The 21,759-nt window shown below is 68.4% G+C and carries 17 protein-coding genes; 3 read left to right on the top strand and 14 right to left on the bottom strand.

The features are described 5' to 3' along the window. Window positions 1–8: 8 nt before the first annotated feature. The 3 genes from murD to K0O62_RS13455 are packed head-to-tail and all read right to left on the bottom strand — an operon-like array spanning window position 9 to window position 3,385. Complete coding sequence (gene murD, locus K0O62_RS13465) at window positions 9–1,310, bottom strand: UDP-N-acetylmuramoyl-L-alanine--D-glutamate ligase (protein WP_073854681.1); 1,302 nt, start codon at window positions 1,308–1,310, stop codon at window positions 9–11. Further along, entirely contained in the window at window positions 1,303–2,625 is a 1,323-nt protein-coding gene (locus K0O62_RS13460) for a MurL-like N-terminal domain-containing (RefSeq protein ID WP_073854679.1), read from the bottom strand. The genes murD and K0O62_RS13460 overlap by 8 nt, the downstream gene beginning before the upstream one ends. Further along, window positions 2,618–3,385, bottom strand: coding sequence for a hypothetical protein (locus K0O62_RS13455; RefSeq protein ID WP_073854677.1), 768 nt, complete (start codon window positions 3,383–3,385; stop codon window positions 2,618–2,620). The genes K0O62_RS13460 and K0O62_RS13455 overlap by 8 nt, the downstream gene beginning before the upstream one ends. A gap of 45 nt (window positions 3,386–3,430) precedes the next feature. Between K0O62_RS13455 and K0O62_RS13450 the strand changes: the two genes are divergently transcribed. After that, a complete protein-coding gene (locus K0O62_RS13450; protein WP_097933508.1) occupies window positions 3,431–3,904 on the top strand; it encodes a GNAT family N-acetyltransferase in 474 nt (157 codons plus the stop codon). Here K0O62_RS13450 and K0O62_RS13445 read toward each other — a convergent pair. The 6 genes from K0O62_RS13445 to K0O62_RS13420 form a co-directional block, all read right to left on the bottom strand. After that, window positions 3,879–4,457: a PH domain-containing protein gene (locus K0O62_RS13445; protein WP_079244634.1), complete on the bottom strand. Its 579-nt coding sequence runs from the start codon at window positions 4,455–4,457 to the stop codon at window positions 3,879–3,881. The two genes, K0O62_RS13450 and K0O62_RS13445, sit on opposite strands and share 26 nt — an antisense overlap. Further along, window positions 4,454–4,933, bottom strand: coding sequence for a 6,7-dimethyl-8-ribityllumazine synthase (gene ribH, locus K0O62_RS13440; protein WP_073854675.1), 480 nt, complete (start codon window positions 4,931–4,933; stop codon window positions 4,454–4,456). The genes K0O62_RS13445 and ribH overlap by 4 nt, the downstream gene beginning before the upstream one ends. Then, window positions 4,930–6,201 carry a bifunctional 3,4-dihydroxy-2-butanone-4-phosphate synthase/GTP cyclohydrolase II gene (locus K0O62_RS13435; protein WP_073854673.1) on the bottom strand — a complete coding sequence of 424 codons (1,272 nt, stop codon included), beginning with the start codon at window positions 6,199–6,201 and terminating at the stop codon, window positions 4,930–4,932. Before K0O62_RS13435 ends, ribH begins: the two co-directional genes overlap by 4 nt. A gap of 150 nt (window positions 6,202–6,351) precedes the next feature. Next, window positions 6,352–7,707 (bottom strand): hypothetical protein, encoded by a 1,356-nt coding sequence (locus K0O62_RS13430; RefSeq protein ID WP_073854671.1) that lies wholly within the window; start codon window positions 7,705–7,707, stop codon window positions 6,352–6,354. Window positions 7,708–7,749: 42 nt separating this feature from the next. Further along, window positions 7,750–12,426, bottom strand: coding sequence for a cadherin-like domain-containing protein (locus K0O62_RS13425; RefSeq protein WP_073854669.1), 4,677 nt, complete (start codon window positions 12,424–12,426; stop codon window positions 7,750–7,752). A 614-nt stretch (window positions 12,427–13,040) separates the two neighbouring features. Further along, window positions 13,041–13,640 carry a riboflavin synthase gene (locus K0O62_RS13420; RefSeq protein WP_073854667.1) on the bottom strand — a complete coding sequence of 200 codons (600 nt, stop codon included), beginning with the start codon at window positions 13,638–13,640 and terminating at the stop codon, window positions 13,041–13,043. 109 nt (window positions 13,641–13,749) lie between these two features. On the opposite strand from K0O62_RS13420, the gene K0O62_RS13415 reads away from it, so the two are divergent. Together K0O62_RS13415 and K0O62_RS13410 are read left to right on the top strand one after the other, a co-directional pair. Beyond that, a complete protein-coding gene (locus tag K0O62_RS13415) occupies window positions 13,750–14,472 on the top strand; it encodes an LppX_LprAFG lipoprotein (protein ID WP_073854665.1) in 723 nt (240 codons plus the stop codon). Beyond that, a complete protein-coding gene (locus tag K0O62_RS13410) occupies window positions 14,472–16,073 on the top strand; it encodes an MFS transporter (protein ID WP_079244071.1) in 1,602 nt (533 codons plus the stop codon). Before K0O62_RS13415 ends, K0O62_RS13410 begins: the two co-directional genes overlap by 1 nt. Here the strand turns inward: K0O62_RS13410 and K0O62_RS13405 are convergent. The 5 genes from K0O62_RS13405 to K0O62_RS13385 are packed head-to-tail and all read right to left on the bottom strand — an operon-like array spanning window position 16,044 to window position 21,756. Continuing rightward, window positions 16,044–17,333, bottom strand: a complete 1,290-nt coding sequence (locus tag K0O62_RS13405) for a glycosyltransferase family 2 protein (protein WP_234799985.1) — start codon at window positions 17,331–17,333, stop codon at window positions 16,044–16,046. The genes K0O62_RS13410 and K0O62_RS13405 overlap by 30 nt on opposite strands. Further along, the gene (locus K0O62_RS13400; RefSeq protein ID WP_097933500.1) at window positions 17,330–18,148 is read right to left on the bottom strand and encodes a glycoside hydrolase family 16 protein; all 819 of its coding nucleotides are present in this window, start codon (window positions 18,146–18,148) and stop codon (window positions 17,330–17,332) included. Before K0O62_RS13400 ends, K0O62_RS13405 begins: the two co-directional genes overlap by 4 nt. Continuing rightward, window positions 18,145–18,630, bottom strand: a complete 486-nt coding sequence (locus K0O62_RS13395; RefSeq protein WP_073854663.1) for a hypothetical protein — start codon at window positions 18,628–18,630, stop codon at window positions 18,145–18,147. The genes K0O62_RS13400 and K0O62_RS13395 overlap by 4 nt, the downstream gene beginning before the upstream one ends. Then, a complete protein-coding gene (locus K0O62_RS13390; RefSeq protein ID WP_073854661.1) occupies window positions 18,627–19,568 on the bottom strand; it encodes a glycosyltransferase family 2 protein in 942 nt (313 codons plus the stop codon). Before K0O62_RS13390 ends, K0O62_RS13395 begins: the two co-directional genes overlap by 4 nt. Continuing rightward, window positions 19,561–21,756: a hypothetical protein gene (locus K0O62_RS13385; protein WP_234799984.1), complete on the bottom strand. Its 2,196-nt coding sequence runs from the start codon at window positions 21,754–21,756 to the stop codon at window positions 19,561–19,563. Before K0O62_RS13385 ends, K0O62_RS13390 begins: the two co-directional genes overlap by 8 nt. Window positions 21,757–21,759: the final 3 nt, after the last annotated feature.

The raw sequence follows: 21,759 nt of genomic DNA, 5'->3' as shown, positions 1-21,759 counted from the left end.
GGTCCAGGTTAGAGCGTCTCGACGACGTCGATATAACTGCAGTACATCGCCGCTTTTTCTTCGTAGTTGCGGAAAATGTCGTAACTGGCCGCGCCCGGGGACAGCAACACCACGTCGGCGGCGGCCGCTGCGGCCACCCGGACGGCCTCCTGCAGGTCGTCCACCAGATGGGTGCGCTCGGGGTGCGCGGCGGCGAACCGCACGCCGATCAGGGCGCCGTTGGTCGGCCCCTGGATCAGCCGCACCCGGCGTTGCCCACTGCACAGAAAATCGTCGAGCTGACGGTAGTCCAGGGACCGGTCCATGCCGCCGACGATCAACGCGATCTCCTCATCGGGGCGCATCGCGCGCAGCGCGGCGACCACCGCCTCGCCGGTGGTCGCCAGCGTGTCGTCGATCCATCGGGTCACCCCGGTGCGGCGCACGGTCTGCAGGCGGTGCGGCAGACCGGTGAACGACGCGGCGGCAGCGTCCACCTCGGCATCGGTCACCGCGCGGCCCAGCACCTGCCCGGCGGCCAGTGCGGCCAGCGCGGCGTTGACGGTGTTGTGCGAGTACGAGAGCACCGAATCCCCGGCCGGCACCCGGACCTCGGCGGGGTCCACGTCCCGCACCGGCGGCAACTGCGAGATACCGATCTCCCGAAGCGATTCCACGACGTCAGGGGTCGTCACCAGGGCGCGGGTCGCCGATCCGAAGACATGCGACTTGGCCTCGTAATAGGACGCCACGTCACCGTGGAAATCGAGGTGGTCCTGGTACAGATTGGTGATCACCGACACCGCAGGCGGTGTGCGCAGTAGCGCGCACTGCTGACTGGACAGCTCGGCCACCACCCACTCGCCGTCGGCGGGCTCCAGATCCGACAGCGGCGTCCCGATGTTGCCTGCGGCCACCGCGGGGACGCCCAGGCCGGTCAGCAGGTGTGCCAGGAAGGCGGCCGTGGTGCTCTTGCCCTTGGTGCCGGTGATGCCCACCGTGTGGGCACCGTGCCGGCCCATGTACCAGTCCGCGGCGTTGGACACCGCCGGGCCGGCACCCGATGCGGCGCTGCCGCGCAGTTCCTCGAACACCGGATGCCGCCAGGGCACCCCCGGGCTGACGAAGACGACATCGGTGTCACGCAGCCGGGCCGGTGCGTCGGGCCCGAAAAAGACTGTCAGATTCGCGATCTCGGGCGCCTGAGCGTTGGCCCGGTCGTCGACGGCGACGATGCGGGCAGCGCCGTGCGCGGCGGCGGTGCGGGCCATCGACAGCCCTTCCTTGCCCAGACCCCAGATACCGACCACCCGGCCGGCGAGTTCAGTCATCGAGCAACTTCGCATATCGCGCCGGCACATGGTGCCGGGCGGGGCTGGGATCCGGGTTCACCGCAACCGCAGCCAACTGCGTTCGCTGCCCGGCGAATTCGTCGACCAGCTCCAGTCCCTGCCACTGCGGGTCGTCGATCACCGCGAGCATCGCCTCGGCGGCCTCGTAGTACTCCCCCACGCATTCGAACGGTTTGTGCACGCCGAGCCCCAGGATGTCGGCCATCCCGTCCCGATTTCCGGTGTCGGCGAACAGGTTGCGGCCGAAGATCTTCTCGCAGGTCGGGCGGCCCAGGCGCGGCGCCAGCAGCACGAACACGAACTGGCATTTGGGGCACTGCCCGCACCACGAACTGGCACGCCGGCTCGGGTCCAGTGCGAACAGCCGGTTGCAGCTGGTGAACACGCCGAAGTACTGGTCCGCGGTGGCGAACCGGTCGGCGATCTGCGATTCGGACAATCCGCGCAGCAGCGAGAAGTAGCGATCCGGATTGAACCCATGGCGCGCCAGTGTGTCTCGCAGCAAGGTCTCGTAGGTCAGTGACTTGGACCACTGGTGGTTGATGTCGCGGCCCAGCCATTCGACGTTGCCGACGTTGGAGGATCGCTCGTTGGACAGCACCACCGGCCCGAACCCGCGGGCGTCGGCGACGATCAATCCGATCACACTGTTGATCGCGGTCACCGGCACGTGGCCGTTGTAGGCCCCCTCGGCGTTGGCCTTGATCAGACCACGGTCGATGCTGCGCTTCACGTGCACGCTGTCCAGACCGCTGACCTCGATGCAGCGGTCGATCGGGTCGTACCGGTTGACGCTGAACAGCATCGGCGCGATCCCGTGATGCCGGAACGCCTCGATGGAGACCACCGAATCCTTGCCGCCGCCGACCGGCACCAGCGGCGTTGCGGCGGGATCCCAGCCGTCGGCGGCGCGCGATTGCGCGGTGGCCGGCGGCCCGGTGATCTCCGGCGTCAGGGCACCGGGCAACCGGTTGGTGTAGGCGAACTCGCCGAGCCCGCCCTCGATCAGCGCGGCCAGATAGTGCCGCTCGAAATCGTGCGTCGGGAAAGCGATCTCGATCCGCCCGGGTGCGGCGGCCTTGAAGTAGCTCAACGAGCAGGTCAGCGTCAGGAGCCTGCTCAGCAGCGGATCCGGTTGCGCACCGGCCAGGGTGTCACCGAAGTCGATCACCTCGGTGAAGGTCACCGGGTTCGGGCCGCGCAGCGTGTAGCGCAGGGACAGCGTGCTGCCGTCCCAGTCGTGGCCGTCGATCACGAACGTGTCGAACGTCTCTCGCGGAAATGTCTCACTCATGGCCCGGCACCTCCGACTCGAAATGATGGGTGCCGATGACGCGGACCGGGTGGGTTTCGAACCGTGGTGACACCCACCACACGCGTTTCGCGCCCGACAACGCCAGCGGAAGATCCGTACACGGCACCGCCGCATCGAGGAGTCCGGCGGCCTGCAGCAGCGTCAGCACATCCGCCCCGAGACCGGTCTTCCCGTCGGCGGTCTCGACGATCAGGGCCCCCAGACCCGGGTTCCCGATCAGCGCACCGTCGACGGTGACCACGTCGGCGTAACCGCGGGCATTCAGATCCTGCTCGACCAGCCGGGCCTCGGCCCGACTGCTGGTGCGGGCGGCCATCCGGCGCCAGTGCGGTGTCCGGTCCTGGAGCGGGCCCCGCTGCGCGGCCAACGCCACCGGCTCGGGCCGGGTGGCGTCGATCACCGTGCCCGCCACCACGAACTCGTTCTGCCCGTCGACCTCGATGAGCTGGATCTGCGCGGCCACCGTGACCTGCCCGTGCCGTGCCGCGGCCTCGGCGAGAAAGCCGTGCAGGGCGTCATGCAACGCGCTGACCGGCCGGATCTCGGCGCCGAAGAAGCGTGCCGCCTCGTCCAATCGCCGCCAGATCTCGGCGGTGCCGGTGGGGCGGCCGCATACCAGCGGCACGGTGAGCGCGGGATGGGCGCCCAGACCGGCGACCAGAGCGGGTGCTGTGACGAGTGGCGCAGCGTTGGCGACAATGCCGTCAGCGGATGCTGAGACGAACTCCAAGGTACTCATCGACTTGCCGATCCTACCGCAGCCAACAGCGGCGATACTGATGCGATGGGGATGGCGCAGGCCCGGATCGCCCGGCTGACCGAAACCGACTGGCGGGCGTTCGCGGGTGTGCGGCTGCGCGCGCTGACCGACTCGCTGGGCGCCGAAGATCCGCAGTACCGCCTCGAATCGACGTTCACCGCGGCGCAGTGGCGGCGCAGGCTGCGCGCGCACGCCCAGTTCGCCGCCGTCGTCGACAACCGGCCGGTCGGGCTGATCGGTGCGCAGCGCCAGAGCACGGAGTCGGTGTACCTCTACTCGCTGTGGCTGGACCCCGCCGCACGCGGGCACGGCCTGGGCCGCACGCTGGTGGCCGAGGCCGTGAACTGGGCGCGTGCGCAGCGGGTCACCCGGGTGACGTTGCGGGTCCATGTGGAGAACGCGACCGCACGGGCGGTCTACGAAAGCCTGGGATTCACCCTGACGGCTCCGGCGACCGGCGCGGCCGACGAGGTCATGATGACGCTGACGGTGAGTTGATATCGGGCCGGTAGCGCTCCATCAGCTCCCGCAGCCGGTCCATCGCCTGCACAGCGCGGTCCTTGTCGACCGCCTGGATCGCCATCACCGCGGTGTACTCGTCATCGGCCAGGTCGATCCGGGCCCACCGAGCGCTGCGCGGGAACGATACATCCACCACATCGGACCAGGGAATGAGCTTGTACACCAATGCGTTTCGCACCGAGATACCGGCAGCTCCGGCCCGCAGCCGCGGCCGCGCGAGCAGCAGGGTGACACTGGCGATCGTGACGCCGACCAGCGCGATGCCGACCTGGTCCGCGGTACGGAACACCACCCCGCTGGATCCCACCTTCAGCAGGAACCCCACGCCGATGTGCGCGGCCGCGATCAGGAACGCGGCGCCGTAGACGAAGTACGGGGTGAGGTGCGGCTTGACCTCCAGCTCCCAGGTCGCATCCCCCGAGTCGCTGCGCTCCTGCCCACGGTGTTCATCCCCCGAGTCGCTGCGCTCCTGCCCACGGTGTTCATCCCCCGAGTCGCTGCGCTCCTGCCCACCGGCGGCCCCGCTCATGATGCCAGGTCGCGCAGGACCAACGCCGTGGACAGCGCCGCCGCGGCGGCCTGGGCGCCCTTGTCCTCGCTGGAGTTGGGCAGACCGGCCCGGGCCAGGGCCTGCTGCTCGGTGTTGGTGGTCAGCACACCGTTGGCCACCGGGGTGCCGTGATCCAGCGAGACCCGGGTCAGGCCCTGCGTGACCGCGTCGCACACGTAATCGAAATGGGGTGTCTCGCCGCGGATCACCACGCCGAGCGCCACCACCGCGTCGTACTTGGCGGCCAGTGCCTGCGCGACGACCGGGATCTCGATCGCCCCGTGCACGCGGACCACGACCGGATCGGTGACGCCCAGCTGTTTGGCCGCACGCAGCGCGCCGTCCAGCAGCGCGTCGCAGATCTTCGGGTGCCAGGTGCTGACCACGATGCCCAGCGACACCGAGGACGCGTCGATGTCGGGCAGGTCGGGAATCGCGCCGCTGTGGCCGCTCATCGGGCACCGCCGAACTCGCCGGGGGTGGCCTCGTCGTAGTCCTCGAGACCGACCAGGTCGTGGCCCATCCGATCCCGCTTGGTCATCAGGTAGCGGATGTTCTCGGCGTTGGCGCGGACGGGCAGCGGCACCCGCTCGGTGATGTGCAGGCCGTAGCCGTCCAGCCCGACCCGCTTGGCCGGGTTGTTGGTGAGCAGCCGCATCGACCGCACACCCAGGTCGACCAGGATCTGCGCGCCGATGCCGTAGTCACGGGAATCGGCGGGCAGGCCGAGCTCCAGGTTGGCATCCACGGTGTCCGCGCCGGCGTCCTGCAACTGGTAGGCCTGCAGCTTGTGCAGCAGGCCGATCCCCCGGCCCTCGTGGCCACGCATGTACAGCACGATGCCGCGGCCCTCCTGGGCCACCATCGCCATGGCGGCGTCCAACTGCGGGCCGCAGTCGCAGCGCCGCGATCCGAACACGTCACCGGTCAGGCATTCGGAGTGCACCCGGACCAGCACATCGTGGCCGTCGAACTCCGGGCCGGTGATATCGCCCCGGACCAGCGCGACGTGCTCGACGTCCTCGTAGATCGACGTGTAGCCGACGGCCCGGAACTCACCGTGCCGGGTCGGGATGCGGGCCTCGGCGATGCGCTCGATGTGCTTCTCGTGTTTGCGCCGCCACTCGATGAGATCGGCGATCGAGATGAGCGCGAGACCGTGATCGTCGGCGAAGACCCGCAGCTCATCGGTCTGGGCCATCGCGCCCTCGTCCTTCTGGCTGACGATCTCGCAGATCGCCCCGGCCGGCTGCAGGCCGGCGAGCCGAGCCAGGTCGACGGCGGCCTCGGTGTGCCCCGGGCGGCGCAGCACTCCGCCGTCCTTGGCCCGCAGCGGCACCACATGGCCCGGCTTGGTGAAGTCGTCGGCGACGGCGGCCGGGTCGGCCAGCGCGCGCATGGTGGTGGCGCGGTCGGAGGCGGAGATCCCGGTCCCGACGCCCTTCTTGGCGTCGACGGTCACCGTGTAGGCCGTACCGTGCTTGTCCTGGTTCACCGCGTACATCGGCAGCAGGCCGAGTCGATCACAGACCGATCCGTCCAGCGGTACACACAGGTAGCCCGAGGTGTAGCGGACCATGAACGCGACCAGCTCGGGGGTGGCCTTCTCGGCCGCGAAGATCAGATCTCCCTCGTTCTCGCGGTCTTCGTCGTCGATGACCACGACGGCCTTGCCCGCCGCGATGTCGGCCACCGCCCGTTCGACGGAATCCAGCCTTGTCATCTTTTGCCACCTTCATCAGATCGTGAGCGTCCCGGTCGGCGCATCAACGGGCACCGACCGGCTTCACCAGTATGAACCACGGCCCATCAACAGTTATTGCCCGCCGGTCCAATACCGGACCGACGGGCAATGGGAACCTTGGTGTGCTGGTCAGAACACGTAGGTCACTTCCGTCACGGCCGGAGTGCCGTCGGGGGCAACCTGGCCGTCCTGATACCGCACGGTGAACCTCTCGCCGGGATGGCGGCCATCGGCCTTCGGCGTCATCGACTCGTAGTGCACCGCCCACTTGCCCGGCGCCGTGCGCGCCATCATCACGAAACCGTGCGGCTCGGGCTGGTGCACCGAATACGTGGCGTCGGGGCTCAGACCGGCGACGGTGGTGGTCCAGTCCCCGGTCGACAGCCCCTGACCGCGGCCGCTGGCGCCGACCGTGCGATGCGCCGAATCGTCGCTCCAGGCGCCGTCCAACGGGGGGCACACGGCGATGGTGGCCACCGTGATCGACCGGCCGTAGCCGTCGGTCCCCAGGATGCTGAAGCGGTCCTCGGCGCTGCCGCGCGCTCCCGGCGCACGGGTGTAGAGGTAGCCACCGAATTGGTCGACCCGCGCGATGCCCTTGCTCGGGGCGGCGCCCAGGCTGAAGGTCAGCGGAGTGTCGTCGTCGAGGACCAACCGGCCGCGCGCCACACCGGGTGCCGTGTGGCGGGTCTGCGCTTCGATCGTGAGGCGGGCCTTCGCAACGACGGTGATGTCGGCGGTCGCGCCGCGCGGATCGATCGCCGTGACGACGAACCGGTCGATGTCCGGAGCCGCCGTGCCGTCGCCGACCGGCGGGACGAAGAGGAATTCCCCGGTGTCCGGGTCGAGCTGGACCAGCCCGCCGTTCTCCGACACTGCCGACTCCGTGGTCGAATCCGCCGGATTCGCGGGGTTGGCCAGGCTGAACGTGAGCCGCGCGCCGTCCCAGGCCGCTGCGTCGATCCGTCCGGTCAGCACACCGTTGGGTGAGGGCCGGCCGACCAGCGCCGCGCCGGACAGCAGCACGTCGGCGGCCAGGATGTGGACGACGACGTGCGCCTGGGACCGGGTGTCGTGGGCATCGACGACCTCGACGGTGAAGGTGTCGACCTTGTCCCGGAAATCGGTACTGGTGCGGGCGATCTGCCGGGCCGGCACCGACGGGGTGTAGGTGAACCGCCCGGTCCCGGGATCGACCGCGACGAGCCCGCCCCTGGCGGTGGTGGCCAGTTCCGGCTCGAAACGCACCGCCCGGCCCTGCTCCCCCACGATCCGCACCGAGCCACGAACCATGCCGGTATGCGGGTCCGGATCACCCAGGGAGACATACGGTTCCAAGGGCGGTGCGACCGGGACCGGGATGCCCGCTTCCAATATCGCGGTTTCCGTGCCGAATCCGGGTACAGCGGTGATGTCGACACCACTGACCGGCCCGTGGATGATCCCGGTCACGTCGTAGGTGCGCGGCAGGTCGTCGATCGTCATATGCGAATCTCCATGGGTGGGTAGGAGTCTCGGGTTTCGGGCCTACCAGGTCTTGGTCGCGCTGGCCTGCACACCGGTGACCACGCCGTTGTTGGTCACGTAGTAGTTCTCCGTGACGGTGAGACGGCTGCCGCTCCACAGCGTGCTGGTGTACAGGCCCCGGCCGCCGAAGGTGAAGCTCGACCCGTTGTGACTGAAGCTCAGGCTGTCGCCGTCATCCTCGTCGACGTTGGCCCCGCTCACGGTGCCGGCCAACCGGTTGCCACCGGAGATGGTCGGGGCCCTGTTCATGGCGTAGATGGCCACCGACACCGAATACGTTGTGGAGCCACCGAACCCGTCCACCGCGGTGGTCGAGAAGGTATCCGCGATCTCACTGCCGGAGGCGCCGATGCGTGCCGCCTCGTGGAAGTAGGAGTAACCCTTGTCGATGGTGTAGGTGAAGGTGCCGTTGGCGTTGATCACCACGGTGCCACCGTTGCCCGTGGAGAACGACCCGGCCGTGAAGGTCACCGTGTCGCCATCGGCGTCGGTGGCCTTGAGGGTGCCGGTGGTGGTCTGCTTCAGCGTACCGATACCCAGGACTCGGTTGTCCTGGATCGTGGACGGATTGAAGACCGTGGAACCGGCCACCGGTGCGGCGTTGGCCACCACCGGGGTCACGTTCACCGTCGCGATGATCACCGAGTTGCCGTTGGCGTCGGTGGCCCTGATGGTGAAGGTATCGCCCGGCGTCTGGGTGTGTCCCAGCGCCCCGTTGCGGGTGTAGGTGAAGGCGCCGGTGGAGGTCACCGTGACCGTACCCTTGGTGCCCTGGCCGCCCACGGTGTAGGTCAGCCCGGTGTTGCCGGCCGTATTCAGCTGTCCGGTGACCACATTGGCGGTCGAGGTGTTGACGTTGGTGACCGGCGACGGGGTGCTGAGCCCGGTCAGGCTGATCGTCGCCGTGGTGACGCCGCCGTGGCCGTCGTTGACCTGCACCTGGAACGAGTCCGTGGTCTTACCTGCGGTCGGGATGTAGGTGAACGAGTTGCCGCTGAACCGGACGATGCCGCCGTTGGCGGTGGCCGCGGCGCCGTTCGTCGCGCCGATCAGGCTGTAGGTCAGCGAGTCTCCGTCACCATCGGAGCCGTTGAGGGTGCCGCGCACCACGCCCAGGCCGTCGGTGGTCTTGCCGCCCACCGACACGTTGGAGGACGGTGCGTCGTTCAGCTTCTCGATCGGGATGGACACCACGATCGTGGAGCTGGCGCCGAAGGAATCGGTGACCGTGATGCTGAAGGTGTCGGCGACCGCGTTGCCGGTGGCCCCGGTGGCGGCCGCACCGTGGAAATAACCCGACAGCTTGGGTCCGATCGAGTACTCGAATCTGCCGTCCGAGTAGAACTGCACAAGTCCGCCGTTGGCGGTCGTATACGTCGCCGGGATGATCGATCCACCCGGGTAGTCGATCGCGTCACCGTCGGCGTCGTATGCGGTGACCTTGCCCTTGGTGTTCTGGTAGTACGTTCCGATCACGTTCGTCAGCGAGGACTCGGTGATGGTGGTGGTGCCCGCGGCCGGCGGGGTGTTCGGGATGACCGGGGTCACGGTGACCGTGGCGATCTTCATGGTCAGACCGAAGGCCGTGCCGATGATGTCGAAGGTGTCGCTGGTTCCGCCCGCGTGGCCGGTCGCGGTCCGGGTGTAGGTGTAGTTCGTGCCGTTGAACGTGACGGTGCCGAAGCCCGCGCCGGTGGCGCTGAACGAGCTGAACAATCCGGTGTTGGCCGCATTTGCGAGGCTGACCGCACCGGTCACCACCCCGGGCGCCCCGTTGGTCTTCGACACGGCGACATCGTTCAGCGGTGTGGCCGGCACGATGCCGTTCGGGACGACGAGCACGGTGGTGAGGCCGCCACGGCCGTCGTCCACGGTGACGCTGAACGAGTCGTAGTAGCCCAGCGCGCCGCCGGTCCGCGGGATGTAGACGTAGTTGCCTTCGGCGTCGACGTGCGCGATGCCGCCGCCCTCGGTGTACACCGCGCCGGCACCGTTGGAACCGGCGATGTAGTACGTCAGCGGATCGTTGTCGAGGTTGATGACTCCGGTGATCCTGCCGCGCACCACACCATTGGTGTCGGGAACCACATTGCTGGGGACGCCGCCGGCCGGCGCCAGGTTCCACTGCGGGATGTTCACCGTGACAAGCACATCCACGCTCTTGCCCGCCGGATCCGTGACCGTGATGGTGAACGTGTCGATCTTGTCGGCGGCCGTCGCGCTGCTCGCGCTCGCGGCGTTGCGCGCCTCGACCGATGCGGTGTAGGTGTAGTCACCGGTCAACCCGTTGACCAGTACCGAACCCTTGCTCGTATTGATGATGAGCGGCGTGAAACCGTGCAGGAAGTCATCGTCGTCGACGACGACCTTGCCGTACACCTGACCGAGGACGGAGCTGCTGCCGGTGTTCTGGTAGGTCGCCGTCGGGGCCTGGTTGACCTGGGTCGACAGTTGGACGAGGAACGTCGCACTGTCAGCGGAGAGCAGCCCGCCGTCCCAGGCGGTGATGGTGACCAGATCGGTGGTGATCGCGAGCGGCAGCGACGCGGCGTGCGGGTCGTAGGGCGTGTAGGTGAACGTGTAGGTCACCCCGTCCGCGGCGGGTGTCGGGTTCACCGCGATGGTGCCCAGCAGTGCCGCGCTGGTGAACGTCAGGGTGTCACCGTTGTCGTCACGGACCTTGAACGTGCCGGTCAGCACACCGGTCGTGTGGTCGGTGTGGGTGATGGTCGGGGCCGATTCGAAGGCCGGCGCCACGTTGATCTGGGCGACGGTGACGGTGATGGTGACCTCGGTGGTGCCGCCGTGCAGGTCGTCCACCGTCAGCGTGAAGGTGTCGGTGCCGCCCTGGGCGCGGATCGAGAGCGTCGGCGTGTAGGTGTAGATGTTGCCGAGGACGGTCACCAGACCACCCCGGGTGCTGACCCCGATCGGCGTGACGATGGGGAGGTCGCCGTCCGGGTCGTCGATGTCCAGCGATCCGGTGATGGTGCCGAGAATCGGGTCGGTGAACGTGTCGGGGTTGACCGTGACGGTCGGGGCCCCGTTGGAGCTGACGATGTCGACGGCGACCGTCGTCGGCAGCAGGGTGATGCCGCCGCGGCCATCGTTGGCCCAGATGCTCACGATGTCGGTCTTCGCGCCGAGCAGCGTCGCCGCCAGGTGCCGCGCGGTGTCGGTCGGCGTGTAGGTGAAGGTCCCGTCCTCGTTGCGCACCACGGTGCCGAACAGTGCCGTGGCGGTGTAGGTCAGCGCATCGCCGTCCTCATCGGTGGCCTGCGCGGTGATGGTGACCTTGCCCGTCGACCCGTCGGTGCCGACAACCTGCGCCTTCCCGTCGGTCTCGAAGACCGGCAGGTTGTTGATCCCCAGCCCCGGGTAGCGGAAGCTCACCGTGAAGTAGGCATCGTTGCCTTCCGGGGTGAGGGGGTGTTCGAGGAAGCCCAGTGAGTCGTTGACACGCACGGTGAATTCGACGTCGGTGCCGTTGTTCAGGTCGTCCAGGGAGAACGGCACGAAGGAGAACGAGCCGTCCGGCAGCATGGTGATCAGGCCGTTGGTGGGCTGGTCGCTGACCGTGTAGATCAGCGGGTCACCGTCGGGGTCGGTGCTCGTCAGCTTCCAGGTCAGCGGCAGCGGGCCGGCCGCGAGCGTGGGTGCGCCCGGCAGCTGGTTGGTGGCCAGCCGCTCGTAACGCTGGTAGGCCGCGGACAGCAGGATGTACGCGCCGAAGGTGAACAGCGTCGGCTGGCCGTTCCAGTACGTCCCCTGCATCACCGCCTGCAGGGTCAGGACGAAGCCGGCCGCCACCTGGGTGGGGTTGAGGAGCGGGTTCGGGTCGTAGGCCGGCAACACCGCATCGAGCCAGCTCGCGATGGCCTTGACCGCGCCCATGAAGGGATCGAATTCCGGGATGGCCGGGGGCGGCGACACGATGTCCTCGACGTCGATCAGCGCAGAGGCCAGCGCCGTCGGGGTGGGCGTGGGGTCGTTACCGGCGACGAACAGGGACGGGTCCGAACTGTCCGGGTCGGAAACCTCGATGGAGTCCTGATCGGCCGGCGGCTCGACGGTTCCGCCCGCTTCCGGCGCGGTGGCGTCGGGATCGACGGCCTCGGGCAGCGCCGGGGGTTCGACGGTCCCGGCGCCGGTTTCCCCGGCGCCCTCCCCGGCGTCGTCGCCGAGGCCGGTGGAATCGTCTGGCAGGTCGGTGCCGGGTTCCTCGCCGGTCAGGCCACCGCCGGCGCCCACTCCGTCGTCATCGCCGAGGGCGCTCTCATCATCGAGGTCCGCGTCGTCCTCGTCGTCGACATCCTCGTCGTCGAGGTCGCTGCCGCCGAGGTTGTTGCCGCCCAGGCCGCTGCCGCCCAGGCCGCTGTCATCGTCGTCGTCATTGTCGTCATCGTCGGCCACCGACGACGTGCCCGTGCCCGACGTGCCGCCGGCGCGCGGGCCTGCGTTCACACCGGAGCCGCCGCCGGAGCCACCGCTGGAGTCATTCGAGTTGTTGTCCGACGAACCGGAGTCCGACGAGTTGCCTCCGGAGGACGAGGAATCGGAACCCTCGGCTGCCGCAACGGCCGGCGCGGCCGTGATGGTCAGTCCGAGGAATGCGGCGACGGCGAGCTCGCTGGGGCGCACCCGCTTCTTCGCCGACTTCTTCCGATGTGCCGCCATGTCACTCCTCAAGGCTCAGACCACTCCGCCTGGCATCAGCGGCCCGAGACCCAGGCCACAAATGTTATTAACTGCGCCGTAAGTTAACACGCTCGTCAATAACTGAAAAGCACATTCTGAGAAATTCATGAGCGGGATTCCCCCGCCTGTCCGCCGTTCAGCCGACAGCGATCCGCCGGTCTCCGGACACCTGCGCAGCCAGCGCGCGTATGTGACACGGATACATTTGCGGCCAGCAAAAGAGCCGCCCGCGAGGTCCCGTCCCCGGAAAGGGACGAAGACCGCCGACGCATCTGTGCGACCCATTCGACACGCATGGAATCACGGCCATTGAAAGCCATTCCCAACAGGGAGAATAGATCCGCGAAATGTACTCGCGGGGCGGGTGGGAAAATCGGGTGGTTATTCCGTCATCAGAACAACGCATGGAAATCGGCACCGGAGTACCAATAAGCGCTTCGCCGAGGCAAGCAGTTGGCGGAATCGGTCAGATCCGCGGCCGGGCGGACCGTCGGCCGGGAGCTCACCGGCCCCGGACGGACACAGTTCTTGCGGCGTGTCGGGTGCCGCGGCGGAGGTGCGGGCGTGTTGCTATCGGTGTGCGGAGCAAAGAATCAGCGGTCGCGCTGAGCCATCAGGCGCTCGACATATTTCGCGATCACGTCCACTTCGAGATTCACCGGGGTGCCGACGGCCGCGGCACCGAGCGTGGTGAGTGACAGCGTGGTGGGGATCAACGACACCTCGAACCAGTCGTCGCCGAGCCCGGAAACCGTCAAGGAGATGCCGTCGACGGTGATCGATCCCTTCTCGACGACATAGCGGGACAGCTCGCCGGGCAGCGAGATCCGCACGACCTCCCAGTTCTCGGAGGGAGTGCGGGCAATGACCTCACCGGTGCCGTCGACGTGGCCCTGCACGATGTGGCCGCCGAGCCGGCTGTTGACCGCGGCCGCGCGCTCCAGGTTCACCTGGCTGCCGACGCCGACCGCGCGCAAGCTGGACCGGTTGAGGGTCTCGGCCATCACATCGGCGGTAAATGCGCCGCCGGGCAGCACCTCGACCACCGTCAGACACACGCCGTTGACGGCGATGGAGTCGCCGTGGCCGGCGTCGGAGGTGACCACGGGCCCCCGAATCTCGAAACGCGCGGCATCCGCGAGATCCTCTTTGCCGACGACTTCGCCGAGCTCCTCCACGATTCCGGTGAACATGTGCACAAGGCTAGTTCCGGCGGGCAGGAGCGCAGCGACCCGGGGATTGATCCGGCGGGCAGGACACGTAGCCCGGGTCCACTCGGGACGACCCACTACGATGCACAGCATGCAGACGCGCCCCCGTGCAGTCCGGTCCCTCCCCACCTTCGCCGCCATGTTGATGGCCATCCTGTTCGGCTCCGCAGCCCTGGTCGGCTGCGGGTCGAAGACCAACGACGCGCCACTGCCCGACGCGGCCACGTTGCTCACCGATTCCGCCGCCACCACCCGCAGCGAGCAGAGCGTGCACCTGCAGCTGACGGTCAACGGTGAGATCAAGGAATTGCCCATCGCCACGTTGAGCGGCGATCTGACCAACGCCCCGGCGGTCGCCGCCCAGGGCACCGCGGACCTGATCTTCCTCGGGCAGAAGCTGACCGACGTCGGATTCGTCGTGGTCGACGGCGATCTGTACGGCGCCATCACCAAGGGCGGCAATATGCAGAACTTCGGCCCCGCCGCCGACATCTACGACATCTCGGCGATCCTGAACCCGGAAACCGGCCTGGCCAACGTCCTGTCCAGCTTCACCGACGCCACGTCTGTCGGCCGCGAAGCTGTCAGCGGATCCGACGCGGTCAAGATCACCGGCACCGTCCCGGCCGAGGCGGTCAACAAGATCGCCCCACAGCTGAAGGCGACCGCTCCCTCGCCGGGCACCGCATGGATCCGTGAGGACGGCGATCACCAGCTGGCCCAGGTCATGCTGGAGCCCTCGCCCGGGAACACCATCACGATGACCCTCACCGACTGGGGTAAGGCCGTCACCGTCGCGAAGCCCGGCAGCTGATGCCGGCGGCGAACAGCCACCGGGCCGCCGGGTCGGCGGCCTCCAACCGCCGCATCGCCATCAGCGCCGGCAGCCTGGCGGTCATGCTCGGCGCCCTCGACACCTATGTCGTGGTGACGATCATGACCGACATCATGCGCGATGTCGGTATCCCGATCAATCAGATTCAGCAGGTCACGCCCATCGTGACGAGTTACCTGCTGGGCTACATCGCGGCCATGCCGCTGCTGGGTAAGGCCTCGGACCGGTTCGGGCGCAAGCTGGTGCTGCAGGCCAGCCTCGTCGGATTCGCGGTCGGCTCGGTCGTCACCGCGTTGTCCGGCGACCTCACCACGCTGGTCATCGGACGGGTCATCCAGGGCATCGCCAGCGGCGCCCTGCTCCCGGTCACCCTCGCCCTGGCCGCCGATCTGTGGGCCGCCCGCAACCGGGCGGCCGTGCTCGGCGGCATCGGCGCGGCGCAGGAACTCGGCAGTGTCCTCGGCCCGCTGTACGGCATCGCGGTGGTGTGGGCGTTGAACACCTGGCGCGACGTCTTCTGGATCAACGTGCCGATGGCCGCCGCCGCGATGGTCATGATCCACTTCAGCCTCCCGGCCCGCGACAAGGACGAGCCCAAACAAAAGGTTGATGTCGTCGGCGGGGTACTGCTGGCCATCGCCCTGGGGCTGGCGGTGGTGGCGCTGTACAACCCGTCCCCGGATGGCAAGAACCTGCTGCCCAGCTACGGCATCCCGCTGTTGATCGTCGCGGCGCTGACCATGGTGGGATTCTTCGTCTGGGAGAAGAAGGCCACCACCCGCCTGCTCGAACCGGCGGGCGTGCAGTTCCGGCCCTTCCTCGCGGCTCTGGCCGCCTCGCTGGCCGCGGGTGCCGCCTTGATGGTCACGCTGGTCAACGTCGAACTGTTCGGCCAGGGCGTGCTCGGCATGGACCAGATCGGTGCGGCCGGGTTGCTGCTGCGTTTCCTGGTCGCCCTGCCGATCGGCGCACTCCTCGGCGGTTGGCTCGCCACCCGCCTCGGTGACCGGCCGATCGCGGTGGTCGGTCTGCTGATCGCCGGATTCGCCTATTGGCTGGTTTCGCACTGGGATGTCAACGTGCTGTCGGCCCGCCACGATTTCGGGCTGTTCACGCTGCCGACCTTCGACACCGACCTGGCGCTGGCCGGATTCGGCCTGGGGCTGGTCATCGGTCCGCTGACCTCTGCGGCGCTGCGCGTCGTGCCGGCTGCCGAACACGGAATCGCCTCGGCCGCAGTGGTGGTCGCGCGCATGATCGGCATGCTGATCGGTATGGCGGCGCTGTCGGCATGGGGGTTGTACCGCTTCAACCAGATCCTGCAGTCACTGCCCGTGGTGGAGACCGGCAACATGATGGACGCCGGACGACAGTTGATGGAGAACACCAGGATCGCCTACACCATGCAGTACGGCGAGATCTTCGCGATCACCGCGGTGGTGTGCGTGGTCGGCGCGGTGGCCTCGGTGCTGATCAGTGACCGCAGCACCCCCGACGCACATGAATCGCATGACGCGGTAGGCGACCGGCAACTGAAAGACCCTGATAACTCAGCCTTCCCGGCTCCCCCGCAGTCCTGATCGCTGCATCGGCGCGGGTCGGCGTCCCTGTCGGCGGCCCTGCCACAGCGCCCACGGTCCGCCCAGCACCGACAACACCTCCGTGCGGCCGACCGATCTGGGGATGCTCTCCCCCAGATCGGCCGGCGGCACCATGATCGCCCCGTAATCGGCGCCGGCCCGCAGGGAGGACCGGAACTGCTTGCGGGCCACCCGGAGAGCCAACCGGCGATGCACGCGGTCGGTGAACACCTTTGTCAGCCAGGCGCCCAGTCCCAATCCGTACCCGCGGGCCTGGATCAGCAGCGCCGCACCGTCGCTGCGGTGCCGGTGCCAGACGATGGCCGCCGGTTCGTTGACCAGGGTGTGTCCGGCCGCGACCAACCGGAAGAACATGTCGATGTCCTCGCCACCCTTGGTCGAGGTTCCCGCGCCGAGGGCTTCGTCGAAACCTCCCACGGCGGTGGCCGCGCTGCGCCTCATCGCGAAATTCGCGCCGGTGCCGTAGATCCCGACCTGGAACGGGAACAGAGGCAGGTCCGGTGGCGGTTCGGCGAGCGAGTAGGTCCGCGGGGTCAGGGTGGCCGCCCACGAGACCCGTTGATCGAAGTAGACCTGCGCGGTGGTGCGCAGTTCCCCACTGGGAACCATCCCGCAGACACAGGCGACGTCCTCGGAGCGCTCGAATCCACGGGCCAGTGCCTGTAGCCAGTACGGATCGACCACGACATCGTCGTCGGTGAACGCGACGATGTCGTGGCGGGCGGCACGCAGGCCGCAGTTGCGCGCATTGGACAGTCCGGCAACGGGTTCCACGATGCGGCGCACCCGCGGGTCGCCGGCCGCAGCGACGATACGTTCGGTGGCATCGGTGCTGGGCGCGTTGTCGACCACCACGATCTCGAAATCGGGATAGTCCACCGTGCGCAGCGAGGCCAGCGCACCCGCCAGATCCTCGGGCCGCTCACGCGTGCACAGCACGATGGAGATCGGCGGCGACGACCGGATCAGCACCCGATCGGCCCCGCGTGCCGGGCCTGGCAGCGTGAGGGTGACCGTCCCGTCGACGATATCGGCTTCGACGAAGTCGATGGGCTCAGATCCGCTGCGCAGCAGGATCCGAGCCCGGTGGTATCCGTCCGGGCCGGAGACCGCGACCCGCACCTGCCCGTCGTGGTTCCCGACGCGGTCGACGTCCAGGCATCCGATCCAGCGCGCGTGCACGCCTTCCGGCGCGCCGTGGGTCGCCATCACGGGGTCGAGGGTGAGCTCGGCGTTCATAGTTCGGTGACCCTCACGTAGTCGATGAGCATGGATGCCGGGAACGGTGTCGACGCGTCCACCGGCCCGGGCCAGGCGCCCCCGACCGCCAGACTGAACAGCAGATTGAAGGGTCGGTCGAAGACCCAGGTGGCACCCTCCTGCAGGTTTAACGGTGTGATGGTGAGCAGCGTGAGGTCATCCACCCCGGTCACGATGCGGCCCGGGGTGCGCTCCACCCAATAGGTCCGGAACTCCCCGGCCAGCGGGAATGGCACCGGACCGGAGGCCGACAGCTGTTGGCCGCGTGCGGTTCCGGCCTGCGGGGCGTGAACGGCCGAGTGCCATTCGGTGGCGTGGTTGAGGGTTTCGATCACGTCGATCTCCCCCGCCGCCGGCCACCCGACCTCATAGATATCTGTACCGAGCAGCCAGAAGGCGGGGTGCAGTCCGGTCCCGGCCGGTAACGCGATTCGCGCCTCCGCGCGGCCGTAGGTGAACGCGAAGTTTCCCCAGGTGGTGAGCCGCGCGGAGGTGATCTGACCGTCGGCAGCCCGCCGGGCGGTCATCGCCAGATGGCCGTGCCCGTCCAGACTCACATTGTCCGGCCGGTCCGTGTACACCTGGGCCTCGTGGTTGCCCCAACCACCACCGCCGAGCTCGGCGCGCCAGATCGGGTCCGGCGCAGATCCTGCGGGCCCATCGAAATCCATGTGCAGCAGCACCCGTGGCTGACCGGTGGCGGTACCGGTGCCGACCACGGCGCAGGCACCCAGGATCACGCCGGCGCCGAGCAGCGCGCCGATGCGCATCGACATCGAGCGCGGGCCGGTCATACCGCTACCCTGCGCCGCACCCACCCCAGCACGAGTACCGCCGCCAGCACCGGGTAGATCACCAGCGGCTCGATATGGGCGGCGTCACCGCCCACCGCCCGGAAGTAGCCGACCAGCGCGAGCACGCCGGCTGTCGCGAACAGCAGGCGCCACGGTGCCGCCAGCGTGCCGTCGGTGCCGATCAGGAACACGCCGACGCCGCCGAGCACGCTGAATGCCGTGACCAGTGCGGCAACCCACGGTCGGTCGGCGCCGACACCGGACAACGCCAGGGCCGTCCCGGCCGCGGCGAGCAGGATCGCCGGTGCGGCGGCGAGGATGCGCTGTGCGGCCGCGGCCGTGGCGACCACCGCGACCCCCAGACCGGCCGGCAGCAGGGCCACCCCCATCGCGGCCGGGAACAGCCACCCGGCCAGGAGGCAGGCCAGGATGGCCGCCGCGGCCGCGGGCCGGAGTCGGGGGTGGCGGATCAACGCGTTCATCGGTCTCGCCCCGGGCGAATGGTCTGCACCAGTCCGGTGACGTAACCGGTTGTGGTGCAGAGGAATCCGGTGATGATCGCGAGAACCCGGGGCGGATTCCGGCGGGCCTGCCACACCCCGGACGGCAGGATGCGGGTGGTGTAACTCCGTTCGCTGGACAGCGCATCGTGGCGTCCCGCGATGCGCGTGAGTGAGGCCTTGGACCGCCCCTCCTGGTAACACCGCCGGGTGAAGTACCGCAGGGTGGCCCGGTCGGACGGAACATGGTGGCAGACACGGAATGCGGTGTGCCGGATGATGCGCCGACCGGGGAACGCGGCACGCAACTGGACGCCCATCAGCGTCTCCTCACAGCCGGCCGGGAGGTCGGCCACCCGTCCGAGGCGGCTGGAGAACCCGTTGATCCGGTCGAGGGCGTTGCGCCGCACCGCCATCGCCGCGCCGATCGGATTGCGGATCTGCTCGCCGCCGCCCGGCAACCCGCGGTAGTCGCATCCGACGACCCAGCCGAATTCTGCGGGGAACCAGTCCGGTGCGGCGCCGAGCTGCCAGTCCGGCTCGACCGCACCGCCGATGGCCACCACCGAACCGTCGTCGAATGCCTTCCGCGCCGCGTCCAGGGCTCCGGCGGTGAGCGCGGCATCGTCGTCGAGGAACACGACCACCTCGTTGACCGCCCGGCCCACCCCGGTGTTGCGGGCCCCGGACAGCCCGCGTTCGGCGGTGTTGGGAGTCACGGTGATCAGGGACGGCAGTTCCTCCGACAGGTCCTCGAGCAGGGCGTCGTTGTGATCGACGACGACGATGATCTCGTCGGCGGCACCGGTCTGCTGCTGGGCGGAATCCACCGCCCGAAGGACCTGCGCACGGCGTGCCGCGGTGTAGCAGCACACCACGATCGACAGTCGGGTCGCAGTGAGCGGCGCGGTCTCAGTCACCGTCGGACTTCCCTTCGGATGCCTTCTCCTGGTTGATGCTCCGGAACACCAGCGTGTTGCCGTCCTCGTAGAACACGGTCCAGTTCGGTGAGTCCCGCAACGCGTCCTGCAGCATCCCGATCGCCTCGGGGCGGTAGTCGCCGTAGTAACGCACCGCCTTGTTGGACTGCTCACTGAACATCAGGTAGGCCATATAGGCCTCCCGGGTGGCGTTGACGTTGAGCACCTTGATGTCGTCGTCGGCGGGGAAGTTCCTCTTCAGCTCCGCCAGCTTCGGGTCCCGGCCATCCCACAGGTCGTAGGCGATCGTCTCGTCGAAGTACGGATTGAACAACACCACGTCGGCATAGTCGGCGTTGAGCCGGGTAGGCATCCCACCGAGACGCATCATCACCAGACGGGTGCGCAGATCGGCGTCCTCGGTGATCGAGTTCATCAGATCGACCTGGGCGCGGGTTTCGATCACCATCGGCCACAGCGCGACATAGCCGTGCAAACCGGCCAGGGAGAGTCCGCTCAACCCCAGCACGGCAACGGTGCGCGTCGCCGCGGCGCGCGCCCCGACCTTCGACCGGTCCACCGCACCGACCACCGAGGGGGCGATCAGCAGCGCACAACCGAGCAGGGCATACAGGTAGACCCGGAAGATGGCCTCACCCCCGTAGCTCTGCCCCAGCAGCAGCCCGAACGAGGAGAACGCGACGATGGCCAGTCCGATCACCGGCCGCTTTCTCCGCCACAGCCAGACCGCGCAGCAGAAGGCCCAGACCACCACGGTCAACGACAGCATCCGTACCACCGCCGAGGTGAAATCCTTTGCCGGCATACCCGAAGTGACCACGTTGCTGGTGGCGTTGCTCACCACGCTGCTGCCCGAGAACATGCCGTAGGGCAGCACCGCCTCCAGATTGAGCAGCAGGTAGCTGCCGACGATGGTCACCATGACGACCGAGATCCACCAGGGCCGTGCACGTTTGACCACACACAGCAGGCATGCCACCGCCACGGCCCAGAACGGTGTCAGCTGATGGGTGGGTACGGTCGCGGCGAACACCACGATCGCCAGTACCCCGGCCGCCGGGCTGCGCGGCGAGGCCAGCAGCAGCACGATCATCCCGAACACCAGCATCAGCGACCATGCTTGGGGCGAGAAGTAGTCCTGGCCAACCCAGTTGAACACCTCGGCGAGGAAGGCCGCGGTCACGGCGGTCCGGCGTGAGCGCCCGATTACCCGTGCGGCGCAGTAGACGCTCACGGCGATGAGCGCGTGCATGATCGGGGCGAACACGTGCGCGATGGTGATGGGCGCCAGTCCGGTCACGTCGCTGAACCAGGCGAACATCGCGAAGAATGCCGGCCACTGCGCATAGATGTCGGTGCCGTCCGGTGCGATGCGGCCGTGCACCAGGATGTAGTCGACGACCGCGAGATGCTTGTAGGTCCAGTCGTACAACGGCACCTCGGTCGCCACGAACGTGGTCACCCGGGCGACGACGATCGCGGTGGCGACCGCGACGGCGGCGGGAATCACCCGCCGGTCTCGAACCGCCACCAGCAGCGCCCAGGTGCACAACACGATGCACACCGCCAGCACCGGGCCGGTGCCGGAGAACAACAAGCCGTAGAAGCTCGCGTCGACCCCGGGCAACCCGGGCACCGCCACCAGCCACAGCACCACCGCCAATCCGCTGAGCAACAGCGAAAGATGCCTGCGCAGTGCGGATTCACCGGTCGGCGCCGGGCTGCTGACCGGCCGTGAACGTCCCCGGTTCAGCACTGCCCCCGGTGTACTGCGGTTACGGTAGTACCAGTAGGCGCTGCTGCCGAACACCGCGACCACCTGTACCCACAGGATCTCCGGCGGGCTCCACCGGTATGACCACATCGCCGCGATCGCAACCAATGTGGTGATCGCGGCGCCGAGCACCGGCACCGTGGACACCATCGCCCGGCGCGGTATCCGAACCCAGGTGAGCACCGCCGCCCCGGGTCCGATGGCGATGAACACCGCCAGGCTCATCGCACTCAGCACGGCCGGCAGGTCCGCAAGTGCGATCGCTCCGGCTGCCGCTCCCACCACCGCGAGGTCGGCCGGGCGCACCCCCAGCACCGGCATCCGCCTGGCGGCCTGCTGCTCGCCGGTACCGACCGGGCCGTCCCCCACGATCGATTCGAGAGTCGCCGTCATGGC

Origin of the sequence: Mycolicibacterium diernhoferi (assembly GCF_019456655.1) — a bacterium.
Lineage (GTDB): Bacteria > Actinomycetota > Actinomycetes > Mycobacteriales > Mycobacteriaceae > Mycobacterium > Mycobacterium diernhoferi.
Note: the sequence above shows the minus strand (reverse complement) of the source record. Positions and strands in the feature narration are given on the sequence as shown.

What these genes read in the sequence shown, in the direction of transcription:
- K0O62_RS13425 (WP_073854669.1), bottom strand. Translation starts at nt 12,426, where the DNA reads ATGGCGGCACATCGGAAGAAGTCGGCGAAGAAGCGGGTGCGCCCCAGC.
- K0O62_RS13400 (WP_097933500.1), bottom strand. Translation starts at nt 18,148, where the DNA reads ATGACCGGCCCGCGCTCGATGTCGATGCGCATCGGCGCGCTGCTCGGC.
- ribH (WP_073854675.1), bottom strand. Translation starts at nt 4,933, where the DNA reads ATGAGCGGCCACAGCGGCGCGATTCCCGACCTGCCCGACATCGACGCG.
- K0O62_RS13410 (WP_079244071.1), top strand. Translation starts at nt 14,472, where the DNA reads ATGCCGGCGGCGAACAGCCACCGGGCCGCCGGGTCGGCGGCCTCCAAC.
- K0O62_RS13415 (WP_073854665.1), top strand. Translation starts at nt 13,750, where the DNA reads ATGCAGACGCGCCCCCGTGCAGTCCGGTCCCTCCCCACCTTCGCCGCC.
- K0O62_RS13405 (WP_234799985.1), bottom strand. Translation starts at nt 17,333, where the DNA reads ATGAACGCCGAGCTCACCCTCGACCCCGTGATGGCGACCCACGGCGCG.
- K0O62_RS13420 (WP_073854667.1), bottom strand. Translation starts at nt 13,640, where the DNA reads ATGTTCACCGGAATCGTGGAGGAGCTCGGCGAAGTCGTCGGCAAAGAG.
- K0O62_RS13460 (WP_073854679.1), bottom strand. Translation starts at nt 2,625, where the DNA reads ATGAGTGAGACATTTCCGCGAGAGACGTTCGACACGTTCGTGATCGAC.
- K0O62_RS13435 (WP_073854673.1), bottom strand. Translation starts at nt 6,201, where the DNA reads ATGACAAGGCTGGATTCCGTCGAACGGGCGGTGGCCGACATCGCGGCG.
- K0O62_RS13430 (WP_073854671.1), bottom strand. Translation starts at nt 7,707, where the DNA reads ATGACGATCGACGACCTGCCGCGCACCTACGACGTGACCGGGATCATC.
- K0O62_RS13385 (WP_234799984.1), bottom strand. Translation starts at nt 21,756, where the DNA reads ATGACGGCGACTCTCGAATCGATCGTGGGGGACGGCCCGGTCGGTACC.
- K0O62_RS13455 (WP_073854677.1), bottom strand. Translation starts at nt 3,385, where the DNA reads ATGAGTACCTTGGAGTTCGTCTCAGCATCCGCTGACGGCATTGTCGCC.
- K0O62_RS13450 (WP_097933508.1), top strand. Translation starts at nt 3,431, where the DNA reads ATGGGGATGGCGCAGGCCCGGATCGCCCGGCTGACCGAAACCGACTGG.
- murD (WP_073854681.1), bottom strand. Translation starts at nt 1,310, where the DNA reads ATGACTGAACTCGCCGGCCGGGTGGTCGGTATCTGGGGTCTGGGCAAG.
- K0O62_RS13445 (WP_079244634.1), bottom strand. Translation starts at nt 4,457, where the DNA reads ATGAGCGGGGCCGCCGGTGGGCAGGAGCGCAGCGACTCGGGGGATGAA.
- K0O62_RS13395 (WP_073854663.1), bottom strand. Translation starts at nt 18,630, where the DNA reads ATGAACGCGTTGATCCGCCACCCCCGACTCCGGCCCGCGGCCGCGGCG.